This is a genomic window from Sphingomonas sp. 66-10 (genome assembly GCF_001897045.1).
Lineage (GTDB): Bacteria > Pseudomonadota > Alphaproteobacteria > Sphingomonadales > Sphingomonadaceae > Sphingomonas > Sphingomonas lycopersici.
This window is the reverse complement of record NZ_MKRR01000150.1, coordinates 42,417-62,233: the sequence shown is the minus strand read 5'-3', so window position 1 is coordinate 62,233 and position 19,817 is coordinate 42,417. Positions and strand designations below refer to the sequence as shown.

The following is a 19,817-nucleotide window of genomic DNA, read 5'->3' as shown; positions in this document are numbered from 1 at the left end:
GCGGAGGCGTAAATGGACAAACTGGTCTATACGGCGGCGACGGGGCTGCGCGCGCACATGCAGGCGCAGGCGGCGATCGCCAACAACATAGCCAACGCCTCCACCACCGGCTTTCGCGCCGATCGCGTGGTGTTCGATCAGATCCAGCTCACCGGGGGCGGCGCGACGCTGATGGCGCGCGCGCCGACCACCTCGGAGATCACCGACGCCGATCGGCAGCAGGGCACGATGATGGCCACCGGGCGCCCGCTCGACGTCGCGGTCGACGGCCGCAACGACTGGATCGCGGTGCAGGCGCCCGACGGCGGCGAGGCCTATACGCGGCGCGGCGACTTTTCGGTCTCGCCGTCGGGCACCTTGCAGACCGGCGACGGCTTTCTCGTGATGGGCCAGTCCGGCCCGATCACGATCCCGCCCTATAGCGGGCTGTCGATCGGCTCGGACGGGTCGATCTCGATCATCCCGCAAGGCGATACCACGGGCAAGCCGCAGGTGATCGACAAGATCAAGCTCGTCTCGGACAATGGCGCCGACACCGTGAAGGGGCTGGACAATCTGCTCCACGTCCGCGGCGGCGGGTCCCTGCCCGAGAACCTCGACGGCAAGGTGATCGCCGGGACGCTCGAGGGTTCGAACGTCAACATGACGCAGGCGCTGGTCGACATGATCGAGAACCAGCGCAGCTACGAAGTGCAGGCCAGCCTGCTCAAGAATGCCAAGGATATGGACGAAGGCGCATCCTCGGTGATGCGGCTTCCTGCCTGAGGGGGATTGAACGATGACCACCGCCGCCATGCATATCGCGCGCACCGGGCTCGACGCCCAGGACATGCGCATGCGCGTGATCTCGAACAACCTGGCCAACGTCAACACCACCGCGTTCAAGCGCGATCGCGCCGCCTTCGCGACGTTGAGCTATCAGGTGGTGACCGCGCCGGGCGCGCAATCGACCCAGTCGACGCAATATGCCACGGGCTTGAACCTCGGCACCGGCGTGCGCGTCCAGGGCACCGCGCGGATCGATACCGCGGGGTCGCTCAACACCACCGGCAACGCGCTCGATCTCGCGATCGATGGCGACGGTTATTTCCAGGTGCAGATGCCGTCGGGCGAGCTGGGCTATACCCGCGCGGGCAATTTCTCGCGCTCGCCCGAAGGCATGCTGATCACCAGCGACGGCTATCAGGTGATGCCGGGGATCACGATCCCGCAGGGTGCCACCTCGATCACGATCGGCACCGACGGCACCGTCTCCGCGACGCTGCCCGGCAAGACCGAGGCGCAGACCTTGGGCCAGTTGCAGGTCGCGAGCTTCCCCAATGCCGCCGGGCTGCAGAGCGCGGGCGACAATTATGTCATGGAAACCGCCGCTTCCGGCCCGGTCAACCTCGGCGTGCCGGGGCAGGACGGGCGCGGCTCGGTGCGGCAGGGGATGCTCGAAGCGTCCAACGTCAATGTCGTCGAGGAACTGGTCGACATGATCGAGACGCAGCGCGCCTATGAGGTCAATTCGAAGATGATCTCGGCGACCGACGACATGCTCAAATACGTCAACCAGAACATCTGATGCCGGGATCGATGATGGCCATGCGTATCTCCCTCTCCGTCGCGCTCGGCGCCGCGCTGATCGCCTCGCCGGCGGCCGCGGGGCTGTTCGGCAAGAAGAAGCCGGCGGAGGATTTCTCCGCGGTGCGGCTCGCCCCGGTGGCGCAGACCCCGGCCGCCGCGCCCGAGGCGAATGGCGCGATCTTCCAGGCGGCGACCGGCTATGCCGCGCTCCACGAAGGCTGGCGCGCGCGCCGCGTGGGCGATCCGCTGACGATCGTGCTGGTCGAGCGCACCGCCGCCTCCAAATCGGCCTCGTCGAAGCTCGATTCGGGCGGCGGCTTCGGCATCACCCCGCCGAGCACCGGGCCGCTGTCGCTGTTCAGCCCGACCGACGCCTCGGCCAGCGGGACGCGCAACTTCAAGGGCACCGGCACCACCGATCAGGCCAATTCGCTGTCGGGCGAAATGTCGGTGACGGTGGCGCAGGTGTTCCCCAACGGCACGATGCTGGTGCAGGGGCAGAAGCGCGTCACGCTCAATCGCGGCGACGAATTCGTCCAGATCAAGGGGATCGTGCGCACCGCCGATGTCGATCTCGACAATCGCGTGCTGTCGACCCGCGTGGCCGACGCGCAGATCGCTTATACCGGCAAGGGCGATGTCGCCCGCGCCAGCCGCCAGGGCTGGCTGAGCCGCTTCTTCCAGGTGGTGAGCCCGTTCTGATGACCAGCATCGCGCTTCCTTTTCCGTCCGCCGGGCGGCCGCGCCGGGTGAACCGCGCGCGCTGGTGGCTGGCGCTGATCGCGATCCTCGTCGCGATCCTCGCCGGCCATCCGGCCGGCGCCGATCGGATCAAGGATCTCGGCACCTTCCAGGGCATCCGATCGAACCAGCTGACCGGTTACGGCATCGTCGTCGGGCTGCCCGGCACGGGCGACGACAATCTCGAATATACCATGCAGTCGGTGAAGGCGGTCGCCTCGCGTTTCGGGCTGCAGCTGCCGCCGAACGTCAGCCAGGGGCTCAAGAACGCCGCGGTGGTGATGGTGACCGCGGAATTGCCCGCCTTCGCCAAGCCCGGCCAGCGGATCGACATCACCGTCGCCTCGCTCGGCAAGGCCAAGTCGCTGCGCGGCGGCGCTTTGGTGCTCACCCCGTTGCTCGGTGCCGACGGCCAGATCTATGCGATGGCGCAGGGCAATCTTGCGGTCGGCGGGCTCGGCGCCGAGGGCCGGGACGGGTCGCAGATCGTCGTCAACGTCCCCTCCACCGGGCGCATCCCGGAGGGCGCGACGGTCGAACGCGCGGTCGCCACCGGGTTCGATCAGACGCCGTATCTCACCTTCAACCTCGCGCGTGCCGATTTCACCACCGCGCAGAATGTCGCGGCGGCGATCAACAGCCGGCTGGGCGGGGGCAGCGCCGAGGCGAAGGATGCGGTGTCGATCGCGGTCAAGGCGCCGGTCGGCGCCGACGTGCGCGCGACGCTCATGTCGACGATCGAGAATCTCAGCGTGGTCACCGCCGAGCCGCCGGCAAAAGTAATTGTTAATGCCCGGACGGGAACGGTCGTTATTAATTCTGCGGTCCGGGTGGGTCCGGCCGCGGTGACGCACGGCAAGCTGACCGTGCGCATCGACGAGAACCAGCGGGTCAGGCAGCCTGGTCCGTTCAGCCAGGGCCAGACCGCGCTCGAGCAGAAATCGAACGTGTCGGTCGATGAGGAGCGCCGCCCGATGTTCCTGCTCGCGCCGGGACCCAAGCTCGCCGACGTGGTGAAGGCGGTCAATGCGATCGGCGCCTCGCCGGCCGATCTGGTCGCGATCCTCGAGGCGCTCAAGGAAGCGGGCGCGCTCAAGGCGGAGCTGATCGTGCTATGACCGCGGATGTCGCCGGCAGCGTCGCCAAGATGCAGATCACGGGCGCGACCGGGCTCGATACCGGGCTGTCGCGCGCCGCGTCGAAGGAGAATCTGGCCAAGGCGGGCAAGCAGTTCGAAACGGTGTTCACCGGCATGATGCTCAAGTCGATGCGCCAGGCGAAGCTCGCCGACCCGCTGTTCGACAGTAAGGCGCTCGACACCTTCCGCGACATGCAGGACCAGAAATTCGTTCAGGCGATGGCCGATCACGCGCCGCTCGGGATCGGCAAGGCGATGACCGATTTCCTCGCCAGGTCGCAACCAGCCCTTAACACCGAGCCGGCTAAGTCGGACTGATGGCGGACCTGCTTTCCATCGGCGCTTCGGGCGTCAAGACCTATCAGACGGCGCTGGCGACGGTTTCGGAGAATATCGCCAACGTCGGCAACGGCGCTTATGCGCGCCGCTCGACCAATGTGACCGAGCTGGCGCCGGTGCAGGGGGTGCTCAGCGCCGCGGCGGCGATGACCGGCTATGGCTCGATCGCCACCGGGATCAACCGCGCGTCGGACATGTTCAAATCCGCCGCGGTGCGCGATTCGGGCGCCGATCTCGCGCGGACCCAGGCGGGGACGGTGTGGCTCAACAGCATCCAGTCCGCGCTGACCGGCAGCGATCTTTCGACCAGCCTGACCAATTTCTTCAATGCGGCGCAAAGCGTCGCCGCCGATCCCGCCTCGCCGACGCCGCGCGCCGCGATGCTCGAAAGCGCTACCACCGTCGCCAACGCCTTTACCGCGACCGGCAATGCGCTGGCGCAGGTGACCGCCGACATGGACGCGAGCGCCGATCAGGCGACCGCCAGCCTGACCTCGCTTTCGGCGGCGCTGGCCAAGGTCAATGACGGGCTGAGCCGCTCGGCGCCGAATACCGCGCAGGCGGCGAGCCTCGCCGACCAGCGCGATTCGCTGCTCGATCAGATGAGCGCGATCGTCGACGTCCATGTCACGCTCGACGCCGCGGGCCGCGCGACCGTCACCGCGGGGGGCAGCAACGGGCCGACGCTGGTTTCGGGCAATGACGCCGCGTCGGTCACCTATGTCCGCAATGGATCGGGCGCGGTGTCGTTCGCGGTGCAGATGGGCGGCAATTATTCGGTGCTGACGCCGAACGGCGGCGCGCTCGGCGGGATCGCCGACGGCGCGCAGCGCATCGCCGACACGCGTGACCAGCTCAACACGCTGGCGACCAATTTCGTCAACGGCGTCAACAGCGTCCAGGCGCAGGGCCGCGATCTCAACAACAATGCCGGCCAGCCGCTGTTCAGCGTCGGCGCCGCGCCGACCGACGTGTCGCTGACGCTCGCCGATCCCAGCGGGATCGCCGCCGCGGCGGTCGGCGGGGGGACGCGCGACAACAGCAATATCCTCGCGCTCGGCACGCTGCGCACCAGCGGCGGGTTCGAAACCAAGGTGACGACGCTCGTCGCCGCCAATGCCGCCGCGCTGCAGAACCGCAATGCCGTCGCCGCGGCGCAGAGCGCAATCCACGACGGCGCGGTCAGCGCGCGCGATGCCGTATCGGGGGTCGATCTCGATAGCGAAGCGGTCGATCTGATGCGCTTCCAGCAGGCCTATTCCGCCTCGAGCCGCGTCATTCAGGCGGCGCGGGACACCTTTCAGTCGATCCTGGAAATCCGCTGATGACGATCGCTCCTTCCACCAGCCTGTTCTATGATCGCGCGTCGTCGACGATGCGCTCGCTCAGCGCGCAGGCCGACCGGCTCAACCAGCAGATCACCGCGCAGTCGAACATCCTCGCGCCGTCCGACGACAGCGTGGCGTGGCAGCGGCTGCAGGGCCTGTCGCAGGCGGACGCCAATGGCGCGGCCTATGCCGCCAATGTCACGGTCGCCAAAACCGTGCTGCAACAGGCGGACGGCGCGCTCGGCACGATCGGCGACCAGCTCCAGCAGGTGAAGACCCTCGTCGTCCAGGCGCGCAACGGCACCTTGCCCGCCAGCGGCAAGGTGGCGATCGCCAACCAGCTCGGCGACATATTGTCGCAGATCGTCTCCACCGCCAATGTGGCCGACACGCGCGGCGGCCCGCTGTTCGGTGGCAATAGCGGCGGGCAGGCGGTAACGCAGAATGCCGACGGCTCGCTCAGCTTCACCACCGGCGAGGGTGCGTCGATCTCGATCGGCGACGGCCAGTCGGTCCAGCCGAGCAGCAATGCCGCGGGCTTCCTCAAGACCGGCACCAGCGATCTGGGCAGCGCGATCACCGCGCCCATGGCCGCGCTCAACGCGGGGACCGATATCCCCGCCGCGGCGGCGGATACGGTGCAGCAGGTATCGGATCAGGTGGCGACGGCGCAGGCGTCGATCGGCGCGCGCGCCGCACGGGTCGATATCGTCTCCAACCAGCTGACCGACGCCAAGGCCGATCGCTCGGCGACGCGCGACCAGGTTGACGGCTTCGATTATGCGACCGCGATCACCCAGCTGCAGAAAACCATGACCTCGCTGCAGGCGACCCAGGCGAGCTTCTCCAAGCTCTCCAGCCTGTCGCTGTTCGATTATCTGCGATGAGCCGCGGGTGAAGGGGCGTGGTTAACCAGATGGCGACGAACGCGCGCTAACCACGAATGTCATGAGGATCAGTTTCGTTTCCCGGGGGGTATGCTGAATGTTTCCGGCCATCGGCCTCGTCGTCCTCGTCGTCATGGTGTTCGGCGGCTTCGCCTTCACCGGCGGCGCGCTTGGGCCGGTATTCGAGGCGATTCCGCACGAGCTCATCATCATCGGCGGCGCCGCCGCGGGTGCGTTGGTCATCGGCAATTCCAGCAAGGAATTGAAGGCGATGGGCACCGGGCTCGGCAAGGTGTTCAAGGGCCCGAAATATAAGAAGCAGGATTATCTCGACGTCATCTTCCTCGTCTCGAAGCTGATGAAGATGCTCAGGATGGAAGGGCCGATCGCGCTCGAGCCGCATGTCGAGGATCCCAAATCCTCCGCGATCTTCGCCGAATATCCGCGGCTGCTCGCCGATGCCACGCTCGTCAACCTGATCGCCGATACGCTGCGGCTGGTCGTCGTCTCCTCGGGCACGCTCGACGTGCATGCGGTGGAAGACGTGATGGACAATGCGATCAAGACCCACCACCACGAGGTCGAAGGGCCGCAGCACACGCTGACCAGCCTCGCCGACGCCTTGCCCGCGCTCGGCATCGTCGCGGCGGTGCTCGGCATCGTCAAGACGATGGGGTCGATCGACAAGCCGCCGTCGATCCTCGGCGCGATGATCGGCTCGGCGCTGGTCGGCACCTTCATGGGTGTGCTGCTCGCTTATGGCATCGTCAGCCCGCTCGCCAACCGGCTGAAGCAGGTGATCGAGGCCGATGCGGCGATCTATCATGTGGTGAAGCAGATCATCATCGCCTCGCTCCACGGCCATCCGCAGCCTCTGGTGATCGAGGCGGCGCGCTCGGGCATCGCGCACAAGAACCAGCCCGGCTTCGCCGAGGTGTTCGACGGTCTGAGGGGCCGGTAAATGGCCGCGCGCGCGCCGCACGGCACCAACCAGCCGCCGAAGATCATCTACAAGAAGGTCTATATCGAAGGGCATGGCGGGCATCACGGCGGCGCGTGGAAGGTCGCCTATGCCGATTTCGTCACCGCGATGATGGCCTTCTTCCTGCTGCTGTGGCTGCTCGGCGCGACGACCGAGAAGCAGCGCAAGGGCATCGCCGATTATTTCGCGCCGACCCTGCTCGATACCAAGTCGCTCGGCGTCGGCGGATCGGGGATCCTCGGCGGCAAATCGATCCTCAGCAAGGAGCAGACCGGCCCCGATGTCGGCAATTCGCGGCTGCCGACGGTCGCCGCGAAGATCCAGAGCGAATCGGGCGGGCGGCAGGAGGGCGCGGGCAAGAAGGGATCGCTGCGCAGCCCCGACGCGATCGCGGCGGAGGATCGGCGCAACTTCGCCGAATTGAAGCGCAAGGTGATGGAACGGATCGCCTCGCGCGCCGATCTCGCCAAATTGTCGCGGCATATCCGCTTCGTGATGACCCCGGACGGGATGCGGATCGATCTCATCGACGACGCCAATTATTCGATGTTCGCGCTCGGCACGACGGTGCTCGAACCCGCCGCGTCCGAGCTGATCGGGATGGTCGGCGACAGCATCGCCAAGACGAGCAACCCGATCATGATCCGCGGGCACACCGATTCGGTGCCCTATGGCGATCCGCGCGCGATGAACAATTGGACGCTCGCCACCGGCCGCGCCGAGGCGACCCGCCGCCGGCTGGCGCAGGCGAACATCCCCGAGGCACGCTTCAACCGCATCGAGGGCGTGGCGGACCGCGAACCGATGATCGCCGACAACCCTGCCGATCCGCGCAACCGCCGCGTCGCGATCACGTTGCTCTATCGCGAGGGCACGTTCGGACGCTGACAGCGGACCGGGTGATCTGTTTCCGTTCGCTCTGAGCTTGTCGAAGGGCTGCACTTCTTTCCTCGGAAGAAAAGTGCAGGGCTTCGACAGGCTCAGCCCGAACGGGGATGGGTGATCGCGCCTTAACCCAGCACCCGCCGATCCTTCCGCCCCCCATCTGGCAATCGCCGCGAAACCCGTTATCCGGCTCCGCAACAGCGAAGGAGTCACGTGATGCAAGCGGTTGGTGTGATCGGTGCGGGGCAGATGGGGGCGGGGATCGCCCAGGTTTCCGCGCAGGCAGGCTATCGCTTGCTGCTCGCCGATGTCGATAAGGCGCGGGCCGAGGCAGGCAAGGCGGGGATCGCCAGGCGGCTCGCGCGCGATGTCGAAAAGGGCAAGATCGACGCCGCCACGCGCGATCAGTTGCTCGATCGGATCGAGCCGGTCGACAGCGTCGCCGCAATGGCGCCGGCGGGGTTGGTGGTCGAAGCCGCGACCGAGCGCGAGGAAATCAAGCGCGCGATCTTCGCCGAGGTCGGCAAGGTGCTCGCCGCCGATGCGGTGCTCGCGTCGAACACCTCGTCGATCCCGATCACCCGGCTGGCGCAGGCCGCGCCCGATGCGTCGCGCTTCATCGGGGTGCATTTCTTCAACCCGGTGCCGGTGATGGGGCTGATCGAGGTGATCCGTGGGCTCGCCACCACCGATGCGACGGTCAAGCGGGTCGAGGATTATGCCGTCGCGCTCGGCAAGCAGGTGGTCCACGCCAATGACGCGCCGGGGTTCATCGTCAACCGCGTGCTGATGCCGATGCTCAACGAGGCGTGCTTCGCGTTGGGCGAGGGGGTCGCGACGATCCGCGACATCGATCTCGCCTGTCAGCTCGGGCTCAACCACCCGATGGGGCCGCTGACCCTCGCCGATTTCATCGGGCTCGATACCTGCCTGGAGATCACCCGCGTGCTCCACGAGGGCACCGGCGACCCGAAATTCCGCCCCGCGCCGTTGCTGGTGAAATATGTCGAGGCCGGCTGGTACGGCCGCAAGACCGGGCGCGGCTTCTACGATTATTCGGGCGAGGTCCCCGTCCCGACGCGGTGAGCCTCTTAAGCCCCTCCCCTGAAAGGGAGGGGCTTTAAGGTCAGAAAACCGCGCGCACCAATTGCCGGAACGCGTCCGCCCGGTGGCTGATCGCGTGTTTGCGGGCCTGATCCATCTCGCCGAACGTCTCGGTTTCGCCGTTGGGGAGGAACATCGGGTCGTAGCCGAAGCCCTTGTCGCCGCGCGGCGGCCAGACAAGCGTGCCGTCGACCCGGCCTTCGAACCATTCGACATGCCCGTCGGGCCACGCCAGCGCCAGCGCGCAGACGAAATGCGCGTCGCGCGGCGGCGCGTCGAGCCGCGCGAGATTGTCCTCGATGCGGCGCATCGCCTCGTTGAAATCCTTGCTTTCCCCCGCCCAGCGCGCGGAGAAGATCCCCGGATCGCCGCCCAGCGCATCGACGCACAGCCCCGAATCGTCGGCCAGCGCCGGGAGCCCCGAAAGGTCCGCCGCGGCGCGCGCCTTCAACTCGGCATTGGCGACGAAGGTCGTGCCGGTCTCGTCGGGCTCGGGCAGGTCGAGCGCCTTGGCCGAGACGACGTCCAGCCCGTGGCCGTCGAGCAGTTCGGCGATTTCGCGCACCTTGCCGGGGTTGTGGCTGGCGATCACCAGCTTGCCCGGCGCGAGCTTGCGGATCGCCTGCGGCTCGCCGCCCTCGCCGCTCACGCCACCGCCCTCGCCTGCGCGGCGAAGATTTCGGTGCAGCCGATCCGCGCGAGGCGGAGCAGGCGCAGCAGCGCTTCCTCGTCATAGGTGGCGTGCTCGGCGGTGGCCTGCGCCTCGGCGATATGGCCGTTTTCGAGCAGCACGAAATTGGCGTCGGCGTCGGCGTTCGAATCCTCGTCATAATCGAGATCGAGCACCGGATTGCCCTGGAAGATCCCGCAGCTCACCGCCGCGACCTTCTGGCCGATCGGATCGCGCTCCAGCTTGCCCGCGGCGATAAGGCCGTTGACCGCGAGCCGCAGCGCGACCCACGCGCCCGAGATCGAGGCGGTGCGGGGGCCGCCGTCGGCCTGGATCACGTCGCAATCGAGCGTGATCTGCCGCTCGCCGAGCGCGGAAAGATCGGTGACGGCGAGCAGGCTGCGGCCGATCAGCCGCTGGATTTCCTGGGTGCGGCCCGATTGCTTGCCCTTCGCCGCCTCGCGGCTGCCGCGGGTATGGGTGGCGCGGGGCAGCATGCCATATTCGGCGGTGACCCAGCCCTGGCCCTTGCCGCGCAGGAACGGGGGCACGTGCTCTTCGACGCTGGCGGTGACGATCACCTTGGTATCGCCGAACCCGATCAGCACCGATCCTTCGGCATGACGGGTGAAGCGGGGTTCGATGACGATCGCGCGCATCTGATCGGGGGTGCGGCCGCTGGGGCGCATCGGGGAAATCTCCTTTGGGTTTGGCCCGGCCCTAGGGGGTGCGCTCCCCACTGGCAAGGAACGAGCGGCGTAAGGCGCGCGTCAGCAAAATGCGCGACACCATTCGGCAACGCTGGCGTTGAGAATGTCGGCGCGGGAGGCAGGAGTGATTGTCATGACACGGATTTCGAAAACCCTTCCGCTCACCGTGCTGGTCGCGGCGGGAATGCTCGCGGGCTGCACCACCACCGGCACGGGCGTTGGCGATTCGCGCGTCCCGGGCCTGTCGGCGACGTTCAACTGGCGCGCGCAGAGTGCGCGCAGCGGGCAGATGACCGCACAGCTTTCGAACGGCGCGACCTATACCGGCACCTTCTTCCAGATCACCAGCGAGACGCGGGTCGACGAGCTTGGCCCGTTATGGGCCGGCTGGGGCCCGGTCGGCCCGTATCGCGGCTGGCGCGGCGGCTGGGGTGGCCGGTGGGGCGGCGGCTGGGGCGGCTGGGGCTATTGGGGGCCGACGCAGGATTTCGTGACGCATTATTCGGGCAAGGTGCTCGCCAATCTGACCGGCCCCAGCGGGCGGATGCGTTGCCGCTTCACGCTGATCCGCCCGTCGAGCGGGATGAGCGGCGGCGGCGAGGGCCAGTGCCAGGTGCCCGGCGGCGGGACGATCGACGCGACCTTCGCGCCGAATTGATCGGGGTTTGGCGGCGGCAGGGGATAGGCCGGACCACCTATCCCCGTTCGCCCTGAGCCGGTCGAAGGGCGGCCCTGACTCACGGCGGGCGGGACGCCCTTCGACAAGCTCAGGCCGTCAATGATGGCGAGCGGTGAGAGGGCGGAGCAGGGAGCGCGCCGATGCGTCTGCTGATCGTGGAGGACAATGAGGAACTGGCCGAGGCGATGGCCGCGGCGTTCCAGCGGCGCGAGATACGGTGCGACCTCGCCGGCAATGCGCGCGACGCCGAGCAATTGATCGCCACGACCGATTATGCCGCGGTGATCCTCGATCTCGGCCTGCCCGACGAGGACGGGCTGAGCCTGTTGCGCCGGCTGCGCGGGCAGCGCCGCAACGTGCCGGTGATCGTGCTCAGCGCGCGCGGCGAGGGCGAGATGCGCGTGCTCGGGCTGGAAAGCGGCGCCGACGATTATCTGGTCAAGCCGTTCCTGTTCGCCGAGCTTCACGCGCGGCTCGCGGCGGTGCTGCGGCGGCAGGGGGGCTATGTCGAGGATGTGCTGCGCGCGGGGCAGGTGACGCTCGATATCTCGACCCGCGAGGTGCGGGTGGCGGGCGCGCCGCTCAGCCTGTCGGTGCGCGAGATCGAGCTGCTCGAGCTGCTGATGCGGCGCGCCGGGCATGTCGTGCCCAAGCGCGTGCTGGCCGATCAATTGTTCGGCGCCGGGGAGGCGCTTGGGTCGAACGCGGTCGACGTCTATGTGCATCGCGTGCGCCGCAAGCTGGAGGATCATGCCGAGGTGAGTGTCCAGACGGTGCGCGGAATCGGCTATATGCTCTCCGCCACATGACGTTCCGCCTTCCCCGTTCGCTGTTCGGCAAGCTGCTCGCGGGCCAGATCGTCATCGTCGTGGTGGTGGCGGTCGCGCTGCCGCTGCTCCTGTCGCACATGCTCCACGATACCGCCGACGCGTTCATCGCGGCGCGGCTCGAGCGCGAGGCGACCGGCTTCGCGCATGGCAGCGGGGCGACCGACCAGCCGCTGCCGCGCGAGCACGGCAACCGCTTCTTCGCGCTGTTCGACGCGCAGGGAAAGGCGCTCCAGGCGCGCCCGGCTGTGTTGCCGTTCGACCTTTCCGATCTGCCGCACGGCGCGGACCGGAGATTCACCACCTGGGGGCGCTATGACGTCCTCACCCGCCCGGTCGCGCTCCCCGCGGGGGGCAATGGCTGGGTGGTGGTGGCGCAGGATCGCACCCATCCCGAGGAGATCGTCGACGATGTGGTGCGCTCGTTCCTGCGCCGCTTCGCCTGGGTGATCGCCGCGGCGCTGCTCGGTTCGCTGCTGCTGTCGTTCATCGTGCTGCGGCATGTGACGGGGATGTTCCGCGATGCGGCGGCGGATGCCGATGCGATCGGGCTCCCGCGGCTCGATGGGCGGATCGATGAGGCGCGGATGCCGAGCGAGGCGATGCCGCTGGTCCACGCCACCAACCGCGCGCTCGACCGGCTGGAGGCGGGGTATCGCGCGCAGGGCGATTTCATCGGCAATGTCGCGCACGAGCTGCGCACCCCGCTCGCGCTGATCTCGCTCCGGCTCGAACAATTGCCCGAATCGCCGCAGCGCGATCAGATCGGCGGTGCGGTGGCGCAGGCCAATCACGTCATCCGCCAGCTGATCGATCTCGCCGCGATCGATCGGCTGCACCCGCAATTGGGGATGGTCGATCCCGTCGCGCTGGCGCGCGATGCGGTCGAGGCGATGGTGCCGATCGTCTACCGCTCTGGGCACAGCATCGCCTTCGAGGAGCCCGATCAGGCGCCGCCGCGGGTGCGCGGGGTAGCCGAATTGCTGCTGATCGCGGTCACCAATTTGATCGACAATGCGGTGCGCCACACCCCGGCGGGATCGGCGATCACCGTCTCCGCGGCGGCCGACGGCAGCCTGACGGTGGAGGATGACGGCCCGGGGCTCGCGGTCGACGCGCGCGATCCCGCCGCGCGCCGCTTCCGCCGCGGCGATACCGCGCGCAGCGACAGCGCCGGGCTGGGGCTGTCGATCGTCGAGCGTATCCTCGGGGTATGCGGCGGGGCGCTGGAGACCGGACGCAGCACGAGCGGCGGCGCACTGCTGCGGCTGCGGCTGGATGCGACGCCTTTGACCTGAAAAGCCTCTCCCCTGAAGCGGAGGGGCTTAAAGGGACTTCAATCACGACACGTAATGCATTGCGTCGTTGTTGCTTCTGCCCCGGCGTCCCCGTTGCCGTTTGACCGCCCCGCTCCTAGACCCGCCGGATGATTTCCGACCCCTCCGCCGTCAGCGTCACCGAATTGTTCACGATCGGGATCGGCCCGTCGAGCTCGCACACCGTCGGGCCGATGCGCGCCGCCAAGGCGTTCGCGCGCGAGATGGTCGACGCGGGGCTGGTGCCGGTTCGCGTGCAATGCGAATTGTTCGGGTCGCTCTCGCTCACCGGGCGCGGGCACCATAGCGATCGCGCGGTGCTGCTCGGGCTTTCGGGGGAGACGCCCGAGGCGGTCGATCCGGCGGCGGTCGAGGGGCTGATTGCGGCGATCGGCGCGAACGGGCGGCTGGCGCTCGACGGGCGGGTCGCCATCGACTTCGATATCGAGCGCGACCTGCTGTTCCGCCCGGGCTTCTTGCCCGGCCACCCCAATGCGATGGCCTTCACCGCGACGCTCGCCGACGGCAGCGAGGTGATCCGGCGCTATTATTCGATCGGCGGCGGGGTGATCCGGCAGGAGGGCGCCGAGCCCGAGCGCGCCAACCGCCAGCCGCGCTATCCGTTCGGCTCGGCGGCGGAATTGCTCGCGACCGGCGCGACGGAGGATCTGTCGATCGCCGCGATCGTCCGCGCCAACGAGCGCGCGTGGCGCGAGGATGCCGAGACCGACGGTTTCCTCGATCGCGTGCGCGACGCGATGACCGCCTCGATCGAGCGCGGCTGTGCGGCGACCGGCGAATTGCCCGGCGGGCTCAAGGTCAAGCGCCGCGCGCGCGCGATCCGCGAGAAACTGCTCGAACGCGGCCCGCGCAGCGACCCCAGCCTGGTGTTCGAATGGGTCAGCCTGTGGGCGCTCGCGGTCAACGAGGAGAATGCGGCGGGCGGGCGCGTCGTCACCGCGCCGACCAATGGCGCGGCGGGGGTGATCCCGGCGGTGCTGCGCTATTACGAAACCTTCGTCCACGGCGCGACGCGCGACGGGGTGCGCACCCTGCTGCTCACCGCAGCGGCGATCGGGATGCTGTACAAGAAACGCGCGTCGATCTCGGCGGCGGAAATGGGGTGCCAGGGCGAGGTCGGGGTGGCTTGTTCGATGGCCGCCGGCGGGCTGGTCGCGGCACTCGGCGGGAGCAATGCGCAGATCGAGAATGCCGCCGAGATCGGGATGGAGCACAACCTCGGGCTCACCTGCGATCCGATCGGCGGGCTGGTGCAGATCCCGTGCATTGAGCGCAACACGATGGGTGCGATCAAGGCGATCAACGCCGCCTATCTCGCGCTCCACGGCGACGGGCGGCATATCGTCAGCCTCGATCAGGTGATCGAAACGATGCGCCAGACGGGGAAGGACATGCGCTCGAAATATAAGGAGACGAGTCTGGGGGGACTCGCGGTCAACGTGGTGGAATGCTGAGCCTGCGCTGAGCGGCAAGCGGCGCGGCAAAGCCGCGCCGTCGGACGGCGGGTGCGAACACCCGCCGCCGGCCGGGCTTGTCCGTCTCGCGGATAGCGCGGCTATCCGCGTGCGGCCTACGCCGCGAACTGATTCATCGTATTATGCGCCCCGCCGGCCTTCAGCGCGGCCTCGCCGGCGAAATATTCCTTGTGATCGTCGCCGATGTCGCTGCCCGACATATTCTGGTGCTTCACGCAGGCGATCCCCTGGCGGATCTCCTGCCGCTGGACGCCCTTGACGTAGCCCAGCATCGCCGCCTCGCCGAAATATTCCTTGGCGAGATTGTCGGTGCTCAGCGCCGCGGTGTGATAGGTCGGCAGCGTGATGAGGTGGTGGAAGATCCCCGCCCGCGCGCTGGCGTCCTTCTGGAAGGTGCGGATACGCTCGTCGGCCTCGCGCGCCAGCTCGGTCTCGTCATAATCGGCGCTCATCAGCCGCGCACGGTCATAGCCCGAGACGTCCTTCCCTTCCGCCGCCCAGCGGTCATAGACCTGCTGGCGGAAGTTGAGCGTCCAGTTGAAGCTCGGCGAATTGTTGTAGACCAGCTTGGCATTGGGCACCGCCTCGCGGATGCGATCGACCATCGACGCGATCTGCTCGATGTGCGGCTTCTCGGTCTCGATCCACAACAGGTCGGCGCCGTTCTGCAGCGAGGTGATGCAATCGAGCACGCAGCGGTCGGCCCCGGTCCCTTCGCGGAACTGATAGAGGTTCGACGCCAGCCGCTTCGGGCGCATCAGCTTCCCGTCGCGTTCGATCACGACATCGCCGCGTAGCGACGCGAGATCGGTCACCTCCTCACAATCGAGAAACGCATTATACTGGTCGCCGAGATCGCCCGGCTCGCGGCTGTAGGCGATCTGCTTGGTGAGCCCGGCGCCGAGCGAATCGGTGCGGGTGACGATGATGCCGTCCTCGACGCCCAGTTCGAGGAAGGCATAGCGGCAGGCGCGGACCTTCTGGAGGAAATCCTCGTGCGGCACGGTGACCTTGCCGTCCTGATGCCCGCATTGCTTTTCGTCGGAGACCTGATTCTCGATCTGCAGCGCGCAGGCGCCCGCCTCGATCATCTTCTTGGCGAGGAGATAGGTCGCCTCGGCATTGCCGAAACCGGCATCGATATCGGCGATGATCGGCACGACATGCGTCTCGAAATTGTCGATTCCATTGACAAGCCGCTGCACCTCGACTTCGTTCCCGGCCTCGCGCGCCTTGTCGAGATCGCGGAACATCAGGCTCAGCTCGCGCGCATCGGCTTGCTTGAGGAAAGTGTAGAGCTCCTCGATCAGCGCGGGGACGCTGGTCTTCTCGTGCATCGACTGATCGGGCAGCGGGCCGAACTCGCTGCGCAGCGCGGCGACCATCCACCCCGAAAGGTAGAGATACTTGCCCTTGGTCGAGCCGAAATGCTTCTTGATCGAGATCAGCTTCTGCTGCCCGATGAAGCCGTGCCAGCAGCCGAGCGACTGGGTATAGGCCGCCGGATCGGCGTCATAAGCCGCCATGTCGCGGCGCATGATCGCGGCGGTGTAACGCGCGATGTCGAGCCCGGTGCGGAACCGGTTCTGAAGCTGCATCCGCGCAACCGCCTCGGCGTCGATCCCGTCCCAGGTGCCGTTGAAGCTTTTGATCAGCTTGTCGGCGCCGGCGATTTGCTCCTGATAGGTCACGGATATTGCTCCTTCGATAATCGGGCCGAGGGATGGAAATGTCCGCCGACGCGTGAAGCGCCGGCGGACACCTTCCTCCCCAGGAAGTCGTGCGTCAGCCGAGCCGGCCGAGGCGGTGGTAGAGATTGGAGAATTTCGCCGAGCGGGGATCGTCCGCGATTGTCCGCACATAATGCGCGACCGCTTCCTTCATCAGCCCGAAGTCCTCGGTGGAGAACACGGCGCGGCTGCGCTGCGGTTCCTTGGTCATTACGTGGCTCCTGATTGCGTTCCGGCGTCGCCGCCTGATGGAAGTGTGATAATCGACGAAAACGCGCAAAGAGAGCCGGAAACACACTGAATTCGTGTCGCCACGTCGCGGAAAGCGCGTTAATAGCGGTCATATTGTAAAGTAATTTACAGGATCGACGGCAATGGCGCGGGACAAACTGCTTGCTGGCCATGCGGTGCGCCGGCTTCGGCGCCGCACCGGGCTGACCCAGGCGGCAATGGCGGAGATGCTCGAGATTTCGCCGAGCTATCTCAACCTGATCGAGCGCAACCAGCGCGCGCTGCCGGCGGCATTGCTGGTGCGGATGGCCGAGCAATTCGATTTCGACCCGCGCGCGCTCGCGGCGGGCGAACCGGGCGGCGGGGCGGCGGCGATCCGGCGGCGCCTCGCCGATCCGTTGTTCGCCGATCTGGAGATCGACCGCCACGAGGTGGAGGAATGGCTCGCCGCCGCGCCCGGCGGGGCGGAGGCGTTCGCACGCGCCTTCGATCGCGCCGGCGGGGGCGGGGAGGCGCCGGCGGACGCAGGACGCGACGATGCGATGGCCGCGGCACGGCGCGAGATCGACCGCTGGCGCAACCATTTCCCCGATCTCGACGCGGCGGCCGAGGCGCTGGCCGACGACCTCCGGCTGGTCGGCGCCGATCTCTACGCCGGGCTGGTCGAGCGGTTGCGCGTCAAGCACGGGCTGTCGATCCGCATCCTGCCGATCGAGGTGATGCCCGATCTCTTGCGCCGGCTCGATCTCCACGCGCGGCAATTGCAGTTGAGCGAGACGCTCGACGCGCCGGCGCGCTGCTTCGCGCTCGCCGCGCAGCTCGCGCAACTCGAGGCGCGGACCGAGATCGACGCGCTCGCGCGCGGCGCCGCGTTCGCCGATCGTAGCGCGGAACGGCTGTTCCGCCGCCACCTCGCGGGCTATTTCGCCGCCGCGGTGATGATGCCTTATGCCCGCTTCCTGCGCGCGTGCGAGGCAAGCGGCTATGACGTGAGCGTGCTCGAACGCCGTTTCGGCGCGAGCTTCGAACAGGTTGCGCACCGGCTCACCACGCTCCAGCGCGTCGGCGCGCGCGGGCTCGCCTTCTTCATGATCCGCATCGACCGCGCCGGACAGGTCTCGAAGCGTTACGCCGGGGCGAGCGGCGGCGTGCTGGTCGAGGCGCGCGGGCGCTGCCCGTTATGGCGCCTCCACCACGCCTTCGACCGGCCGGGGGCGCTGGCGGTGCAACTGGTCGAGCTGGAGGACGGCGCGCGCTGGTTCACCCAGGCGCGCACCACCGGCGCGCCGGGCGGACGCCCCGATGCCGCGCCGCATGAGGTAGTGGCGGAATTCGCGGTCGGCCTGGGTGTCGCGGCGGAGCAGGCGGGGGGGCTGGCGGCGGCGCGCGGGCTGGATCTGGCCGGCGCCGCGACCCCGATCGGGCTCGGCTGCCGCGCCTGTCTGCGCGCGGCCTGCGCGCAACGCTCGGCGGCGCCCGACGGGCGCGCGCTGCTGGTCAACGATCGCGAACGCGGGGTATCGGCGCTGAGCTTTGCGGGGGAGGAATGAATTCCCTCCCGTTCGGGCTGAGCTTGTCGAAGCCCTGCCCTTCTCTTCCAACGAAGAAAGTGCAGCCCTTCGACAAGCTCAGGGCGAACGGAGGGGGCTAGGGCGCCGCCCACCCCAATCCGAGCGCCTTCTGGATCGCGACATAATCGGCGGTCATCGCGGCGGTGCTCTGGCTCAGCGTCTGTTGCGCCGAGGTGCGCTGGCGTTCGGCGTCGAGCACGTCGATCATCGTCGCGGTGCCGGCGTCGAAGCGCTGGCGCATCAGCTTCGCGCTGCGCTCCGCGGTCGCGAGCGAGCGCGCCGCATTGGCCACCGTCTGCCGCCGCGCGGCATAGCGCGACAGCGAATCCTCGGCGTCCTTGAGCGCATTGAGCACCGCGCCGCGATATTGCGCCGCCGCCTCGTCGCGCGCGCCCTCGGCCTGCCCAACACGCGCGGCGTTGCGCCCGAAGTCGAGGAAATTCCACGATAGCTGCGGGGCGGCCAAAGCCGAGATCTTGTCGAGATCGAAGATATCGCCCGGCTTGCTCCCGCCGATCCCGATCAGCCCCATGAAGCTGATGCGTGGGAATTTGGCCGCCTCGGCGGCGCCGATCTTGGCGGTCGCGGCCGCGAGCTGGCGTTCGGCGGCGCGGATATCGGGGCGGCGCTGGAGCAAGGCGGCGGGATCGCCCACCGCGACCTCGGCCGGCGGCAGCGGCACCGCGCGCGCCGGCGAGAGCAACGTGTCGAGCGCCCCCGGTGCCTCGCCCGCCAGCGTCGCGAGCGCGTTGAGATAGGCGTCGCGCTCGGCGTTGAGCGGCAGGATCGCGGCATCGCTCTGCTCGACCAGCCCGCGCAGCCGCTCGACATCGAGCGCGGAGGCGGTGCCCGCGCCGTAGCGCTGCTCGGTCAGCCGCAGCAACTCGCGCTGCTGCGCCGCGGCCTCCTGCGCCAGCACGATACGCTGCTGGCGATCGCGCAGATTGACGTAATTCTGCGCCACCTCGGCGGTCAGGCTGACCTGCGCATCGGCGACATTGGCCTCCGCGGCGCCGATCGAGGCGCGCGCCGCCTCGATCTTGCGGCGCTGCCCGCCGAACAGATCGATCTCCCAGCTCGCGTCGAAGCCGAGATTGTAGAAATCGAGGCTGGTCGATCCGCCGCCCCCGCCGCCGCTGCTCTGCCCGAGGTTGATCCCCGGGAGCTGAGCGTGGAGATAGGTCGCCTGCGCATTGCCGCTCGGCAATTCGTTGGCGCGTTCGAGCCGGAGCGAGGCGCGCGCCTGTTTGAGCCGCGCTTCGGCGATCTGGACGTTGGGATTGGCGGCGAGCGCGCGGCGTTCGAGCTCGTCGAGCGTCGCGTCGCCGAGCCCGGTCCACCACAAGGCGACGGTCGGCGCGGCGGGCGCGGTGGCGTCGGCGGCACGGACGAAATTGGCGGGCGGCTTGGCCGCGCCGGCCGACGCCGGCCCGGCATAATTCGGCCCGACGGTGCAGGCGGCAAGCGCCGCGAGCGGCAGGAGCGCGAGGGCGTTACGCATGACCAAAAGCCTCAATGCATCGCGAGCGGCTGCCCCTTGGGCAGCGGCCGCAGGAACATGACGAGCGGGATGACGCAGATGATGCCGATCCCGAGCAGCCAGAAGATATCGTT

20 protein-coding genes are annotated in these 19,817 nt (G+C 68.1%); 15 read left to right on the top strand and 5 right to left on the bottom strand.

Going from position 1 to position 19,817, the window contains the following annotated elements; all coding sequences use genetic code 11:
* Window positions 1-12 precede the first annotated feature (12 nt).
* The 10 genes from BGN95_RS23080 (at window position 13) to BGN95_RS23035 (ending at window position 8,955) form a co-directional block, all read left to right on the top strand.
* Window positions 13-765 (top strand): flagellar basal body rod protein FlgF, encoded by a 753-nt coding sequence (locus tag BGN95_RS23080; RefSeq protein ID WP_265270584.1) that lies wholly within the window; start codon window positions 13-15, stop codon window positions 763-765.
* A gap of 13 nt (window positions 766-778) precedes the next feature.
* The gene (gene flgG / locus BGN95_RS23075; RefSeq protein ID WP_179512778.1) at window positions 779-1,567 is read left to right on the top strand and encodes a flagellar basal-body rod protein FlgG; all 789 of its coding nucleotides are present in this window, start codon (window positions 779-781) and stop codon (window positions 1,565-1,567) included.
* Window positions 1,568-1,581: 14 nt separating this feature from the next.
* Complete coding sequence (locus BGN95_RS23070; RefSeq protein ID WP_432423327.1) at window positions 1,582-2,271, top strand: flagellar basal body L-ring protein FlgH; 690 nt, start codon at window positions 1,582-1,584, stop codon at window positions 2,269-2,271.
* Window positions 2,271-3,428, top strand: coding sequence for a flagellar basal body P-ring protein FlgI (locus BGN95_RS23065; protein WP_265313444.1), 1,158 nt, complete (start codon window positions 2,271-2,273; stop codon window positions 3,426-3,428). Before BGN95_RS23070 ends, BGN95_RS23065 begins: the two co-directional genes overlap by 1 nt.
* A complete protein-coding gene (locus BGN95_RS23060; RefSeq protein ID WP_265270590.1) occupies window positions 3,425-3,766 on the top strand; it encodes a rod-binding protein in 342 nt (113 codons plus the stop codon). Before BGN95_RS23065 ends, BGN95_RS23060 begins: the two co-directional genes overlap by 4 nt.
* On the top strand, window positions 3,766-5,112 hold the full coding sequence (gene flgK / locus BGN95_RS23055) for a flagellar hook-associated protein FlgK (RefSeq protein ID WP_286774141.1): 1,347 nt from the start codon (window positions 3,766-3,768) through the stop codon (window positions 5,110-5,112). The genes BGN95_RS23060 and flgK overlap by 1 nt, the downstream gene beginning before the upstream one ends.
* Window positions 5,112-6,002 (top strand): flagellin N-terminal helical domain-containing protein, encoded by an 891-nt coding sequence (locus tag BGN95_RS23050; RefSeq protein WP_286774140.1) that lies wholly within the window; start codon window positions 5,112-5,114, stop codon window positions 6,000-6,002. The genes flgK and BGN95_RS23050 overlap by 1 nt, the downstream gene beginning before the upstream one ends.
* A 97-nt stretch (window positions 6,003-6,099) precedes the next feature.
* Window positions 6,100-6,963 (top strand): flagellar motor stator protein MotA, encoded by an 864-nt coding sequence (gene motA / locus BGN95_RS23045; RefSeq protein ID WP_265270595.1) that lies wholly within the window; start codon window positions 6,100-6,102, stop codon window positions 6,961-6,963.
* Window positions 6,964-7,872 (top strand): flagellar motor protein MotB, encoded by a 909-nt coding sequence (locus BGN95_RS23040; protein WP_179512771.1) that lies wholly within the window; start codon window positions 6,964-6,966, stop codon window positions 7,870-7,872.
* 213 nt (window positions 7,873-8,085) lie between these two features.
* Window positions 8,086-8,955 (top strand): 3-hydroxyacyl-CoA dehydrogenase NAD-binding domain-containing protein, encoded by an 870-nt coding sequence (locus BGN95_RS23035; protein WP_286774139.1) that lies wholly within the window; start codon window positions 8,086-8,088, stop codon window positions 8,953-8,955.
* Between the two features lie 40 nt (window positions 8,956-8,995).
* Here the strand turns inward: BGN95_RS23035 and rdgB are convergent, their stop codons facing one another.
* Together rdgB and rph are read right to left on the bottom strand one after the other, a co-directional pair.
* Window positions 8,996-9,622, bottom strand: a complete 627-nt coding sequence (gene rdgB / locus BGN95_RS23030; protein WP_286774138.1) for an RdgB/HAM1 family non-canonical purine NTP pyrophosphatase — start codon at window positions 9,620-9,622, stop codon at window positions 8,996-8,998.
* A complete protein-coding gene (gene rph / locus BGN95_RS23025; RefSeq protein WP_286774137.1) occupies window positions 9,619-10,332 on the bottom strand; it encodes a ribonuclease PH in 714 nt (237 codons plus the stop codon). The genes rdgB and rph overlap by 4 nt, the downstream gene beginning before the upstream one ends.
* A gap of 154 nt (window positions 10,333-10,486) precedes the next feature.
* Here rph and BGN95_RS23020 point away from each other — a divergent pair, with 154 nt between their 5' ends.
* The 4 genes from BGN95_RS23020 to BGN95_RS23005 all read left to right on the top strand — a co-directional run bounded on the left by BGN95_RS23020 (window position 10,487) and on the right by BGN95_RS23005 (window position 14,650).
* Window positions 10,487-11,011, top strand: coding sequence for a hypothetical protein (locus BGN95_RS23020; RefSeq protein ID WP_286774136.1), 525 nt, complete (start codon window positions 10,487-10,489; stop codon window positions 11,009-11,011).
* A gap of 161 nt (window positions 11,012-11,172) precedes the next feature.
* The gene (locus BGN95_RS23015; RefSeq protein ID WP_265313449.1) at window positions 11,173-11,841 is read left to right on the top strand and encodes a response regulator; all 669 of its coding nucleotides are present in this window, start codon (window positions 11,173-11,175) and stop codon (window positions 11,839-11,841) included.
* Window positions 11,838-13,157, top strand: a complete 1,320-nt coding sequence (locus BGN95_RS23010) for a sensor histidine kinase (protein ID WP_265270607.1) — start codon at window positions 11,838-11,840, stop codon at window positions 13,155-13,157. The genes BGN95_RS23015 and BGN95_RS23010 overlap by 4 nt, the downstream gene beginning before the upstream one ends.
* Before the next feature lie 128 nt (window positions 13,158-13,285).
* Window positions 13,286-14,650 carry an L-serine ammonia-lyase gene (locus tag BGN95_RS23005; RefSeq protein ID WP_265313450.1) on the top strand — a complete coding sequence of 455 codons (1,365 nt, stop codon included), beginning with the start codon at window positions 13,286-13,288 and terminating at the stop codon, window positions 14,648-14,650.
* 116 nt (window positions 14,651-14,766) lie between these two features.
* Here BGN95_RS23005 and BGN95_RS23000 read toward each other — a convergent pair whose 3' ends face one another.
* Together BGN95_RS23000 and BGN95_RS22995 are read right to left on the bottom strand one after the other, a co-directional pair.
* A complete protein-coding gene (locus BGN95_RS23000) occupies window positions 14,767-16,362 on the bottom strand; it encodes an isocitrate lyase (RefSeq protein WP_265270612.1) in 1,596 nt (531 codons plus the stop codon).
* 94 nt (window positions 16,363-16,456) lie between these two features.
* Window positions 16,457-16,612 (bottom strand): hypothetical protein, encoded by a 156-nt coding sequence (locus BGN95_RS22995; protein ID WP_179512762.1) that lies wholly within the window; start codon window positions 16,610-16,612, stop codon window positions 16,457-16,459.
* 163 nt (window positions 16,613-16,775) lie between these two features.
* Between BGN95_RS22995 and BGN95_RS22990 the strand changes: the two genes are divergently transcribed.
* Window positions 16,776-18,182 carry a helix-turn-helix domain-containing protein gene (locus BGN95_RS22990; RefSeq protein WP_286774135.1) on the top strand — a complete coding sequence of 469 codons (1,407 nt, stop codon included), beginning with the start codon at window positions 16,776-16,778 and terminating at the stop codon, window positions 18,180-18,182.
* Window positions 18,183-18,279: 97 nt separating this feature from the next.
* Here the strand turns inward: BGN95_RS22990 and BGN95_RS22985 are convergent, their stop codons facing one another.
* On the bottom strand, window positions 18,280-19,704 hold the full coding sequence (locus BGN95_RS22985; RefSeq protein ID WP_286774134.1) for an efflux transporter outer membrane subunit: 1,425 nt from the start codon (window positions 19,702-19,704) through the stop codon (window positions 18,280-18,282).
* Window positions 19,705-19,817 lie beyond the last annotated feature (113 nt).

Excerpts from the sequence above, each read along its gene's own strand:
- BGN95_RS23080 (WP_265270584.1), top strand. The coding sequence starts at position 13 with ATGGACAAACTGGTCTATACGGCGGCGACGGGGCTGCGCGCGCACATG.
- flgG (WP_179512778.1), top strand. The coding sequence starts at position 779 with ATGACCACCGCCGCCATGCATATCGCGCGCACCGGGCTCGACGCCCAG.
- BGN95_RS23070 (WP_432423327.1), top strand. The coding sequence starts at position 1,582 with ATGGCCATGCGTATCTCCCTCTCCGTCGCGCTCGGCGCCGCGCTGATC.
- BGN95_RS23065 (WP_265313444.1), top strand. The coding sequence starts at position 2,271 with ATGACCAGCATCGCGCTTCCTTTTCCGTCCGCCGGGCGGCCGCGCCGG.
- BGN95_RS23060 (WP_265270590.1), top strand. The coding sequence starts at position 3,425 with ATGACCGCGGATGTCGCCGGCAGCGTCGCCAAGATGCAGATCACGGGC.
- flgK (WP_286774141.1), top strand. The coding sequence starts at position 3,766 with ATGGCGGACCTGCTTTCCATCGGCGCTTCGGGCGTCAAGACCTATCAG.
- BGN95_RS23050 (WP_286774140.1), top strand. The coding sequence starts at position 5,112 with ATGACGATCGCTCCTTCCACCAGCCTGTTCTATGATCGCGCGTCGTCG.
- motA (WP_265270595.1), top strand. The coding sequence starts at position 6,100 with ATGTTTCCGGCCATCGGCCTCGTCGTCCTCGTCGTCATGGTGTTCGGC.
- BGN95_RS23040 (WP_179512771.1), top strand. The coding sequence starts at position 6,964 with ATGGCCGCGCGCGCGCCGCACGGCACCAACCAGCCGCCGAAGATCATC.
- BGN95_RS23035 (WP_286774139.1), top strand. The coding sequence starts at position 8,086 with ATGCAAGCGGTTGGTGTGATCGGTGCGGGGCAGATGGGGGCGGGGATC.
- rph (WP_286774137.1), bottom strand. The coding sequence starts at position 10,332 with ATGCGCCCCAGCGGCCGCACCCCCGATCAGATGCGCGCGATCGTCATC.
- BGN95_RS23020 (WP_286774136.1), top strand. The coding sequence starts at position 10,487 with ATGACACGGATTTCGAAAACCCTTCCGCTCACCGTGCTGGTCGCGGCG.
- BGN95_RS23015 (WP_265313449.1), top strand. The coding sequence starts at position 11,173 with ATGCGTCTGCTGATCGTGGAGGACAATGAGGAACTGGCCGAGGCGATG.
- BGN95_RS23010 (WP_265270607.1), top strand. The coding sequence starts at position 11,838 with ATGACGTTCCGCCTTCCCCGTTCGCTGTTCGGCAAGCTGCTCGCGGGC.
- BGN95_RS23005 (WP_265313450.1), top strand. The coding sequence starts at position 13,286 with ATGATTTCCGACCCCTCCGCCGTCAGCGTCACCGAATTGTTCACGATC.
- BGN95_RS22995 (WP_179512762.1), bottom strand. The coding sequence starts at position 16,612 with ATGACCAAGGAACCGCAGCGCAGCCGCGCCGTGTTCTCCACCGAGGAC.
- BGN95_RS22990 (WP_286774135.1), top strand. The coding sequence starts at position 16,776 with ATGGCGCGGGACAAACTGCTTGCTGGCCATGCGGTGCGCCGGCTTCGG.
- BGN95_RS22985 (WP_286774134.1), bottom strand. The coding sequence starts at position 19,704 with ATGCGTAACGCCCTCGCGCTCCTGCCGCTCGCGGCGCTTGCCGCCTGC.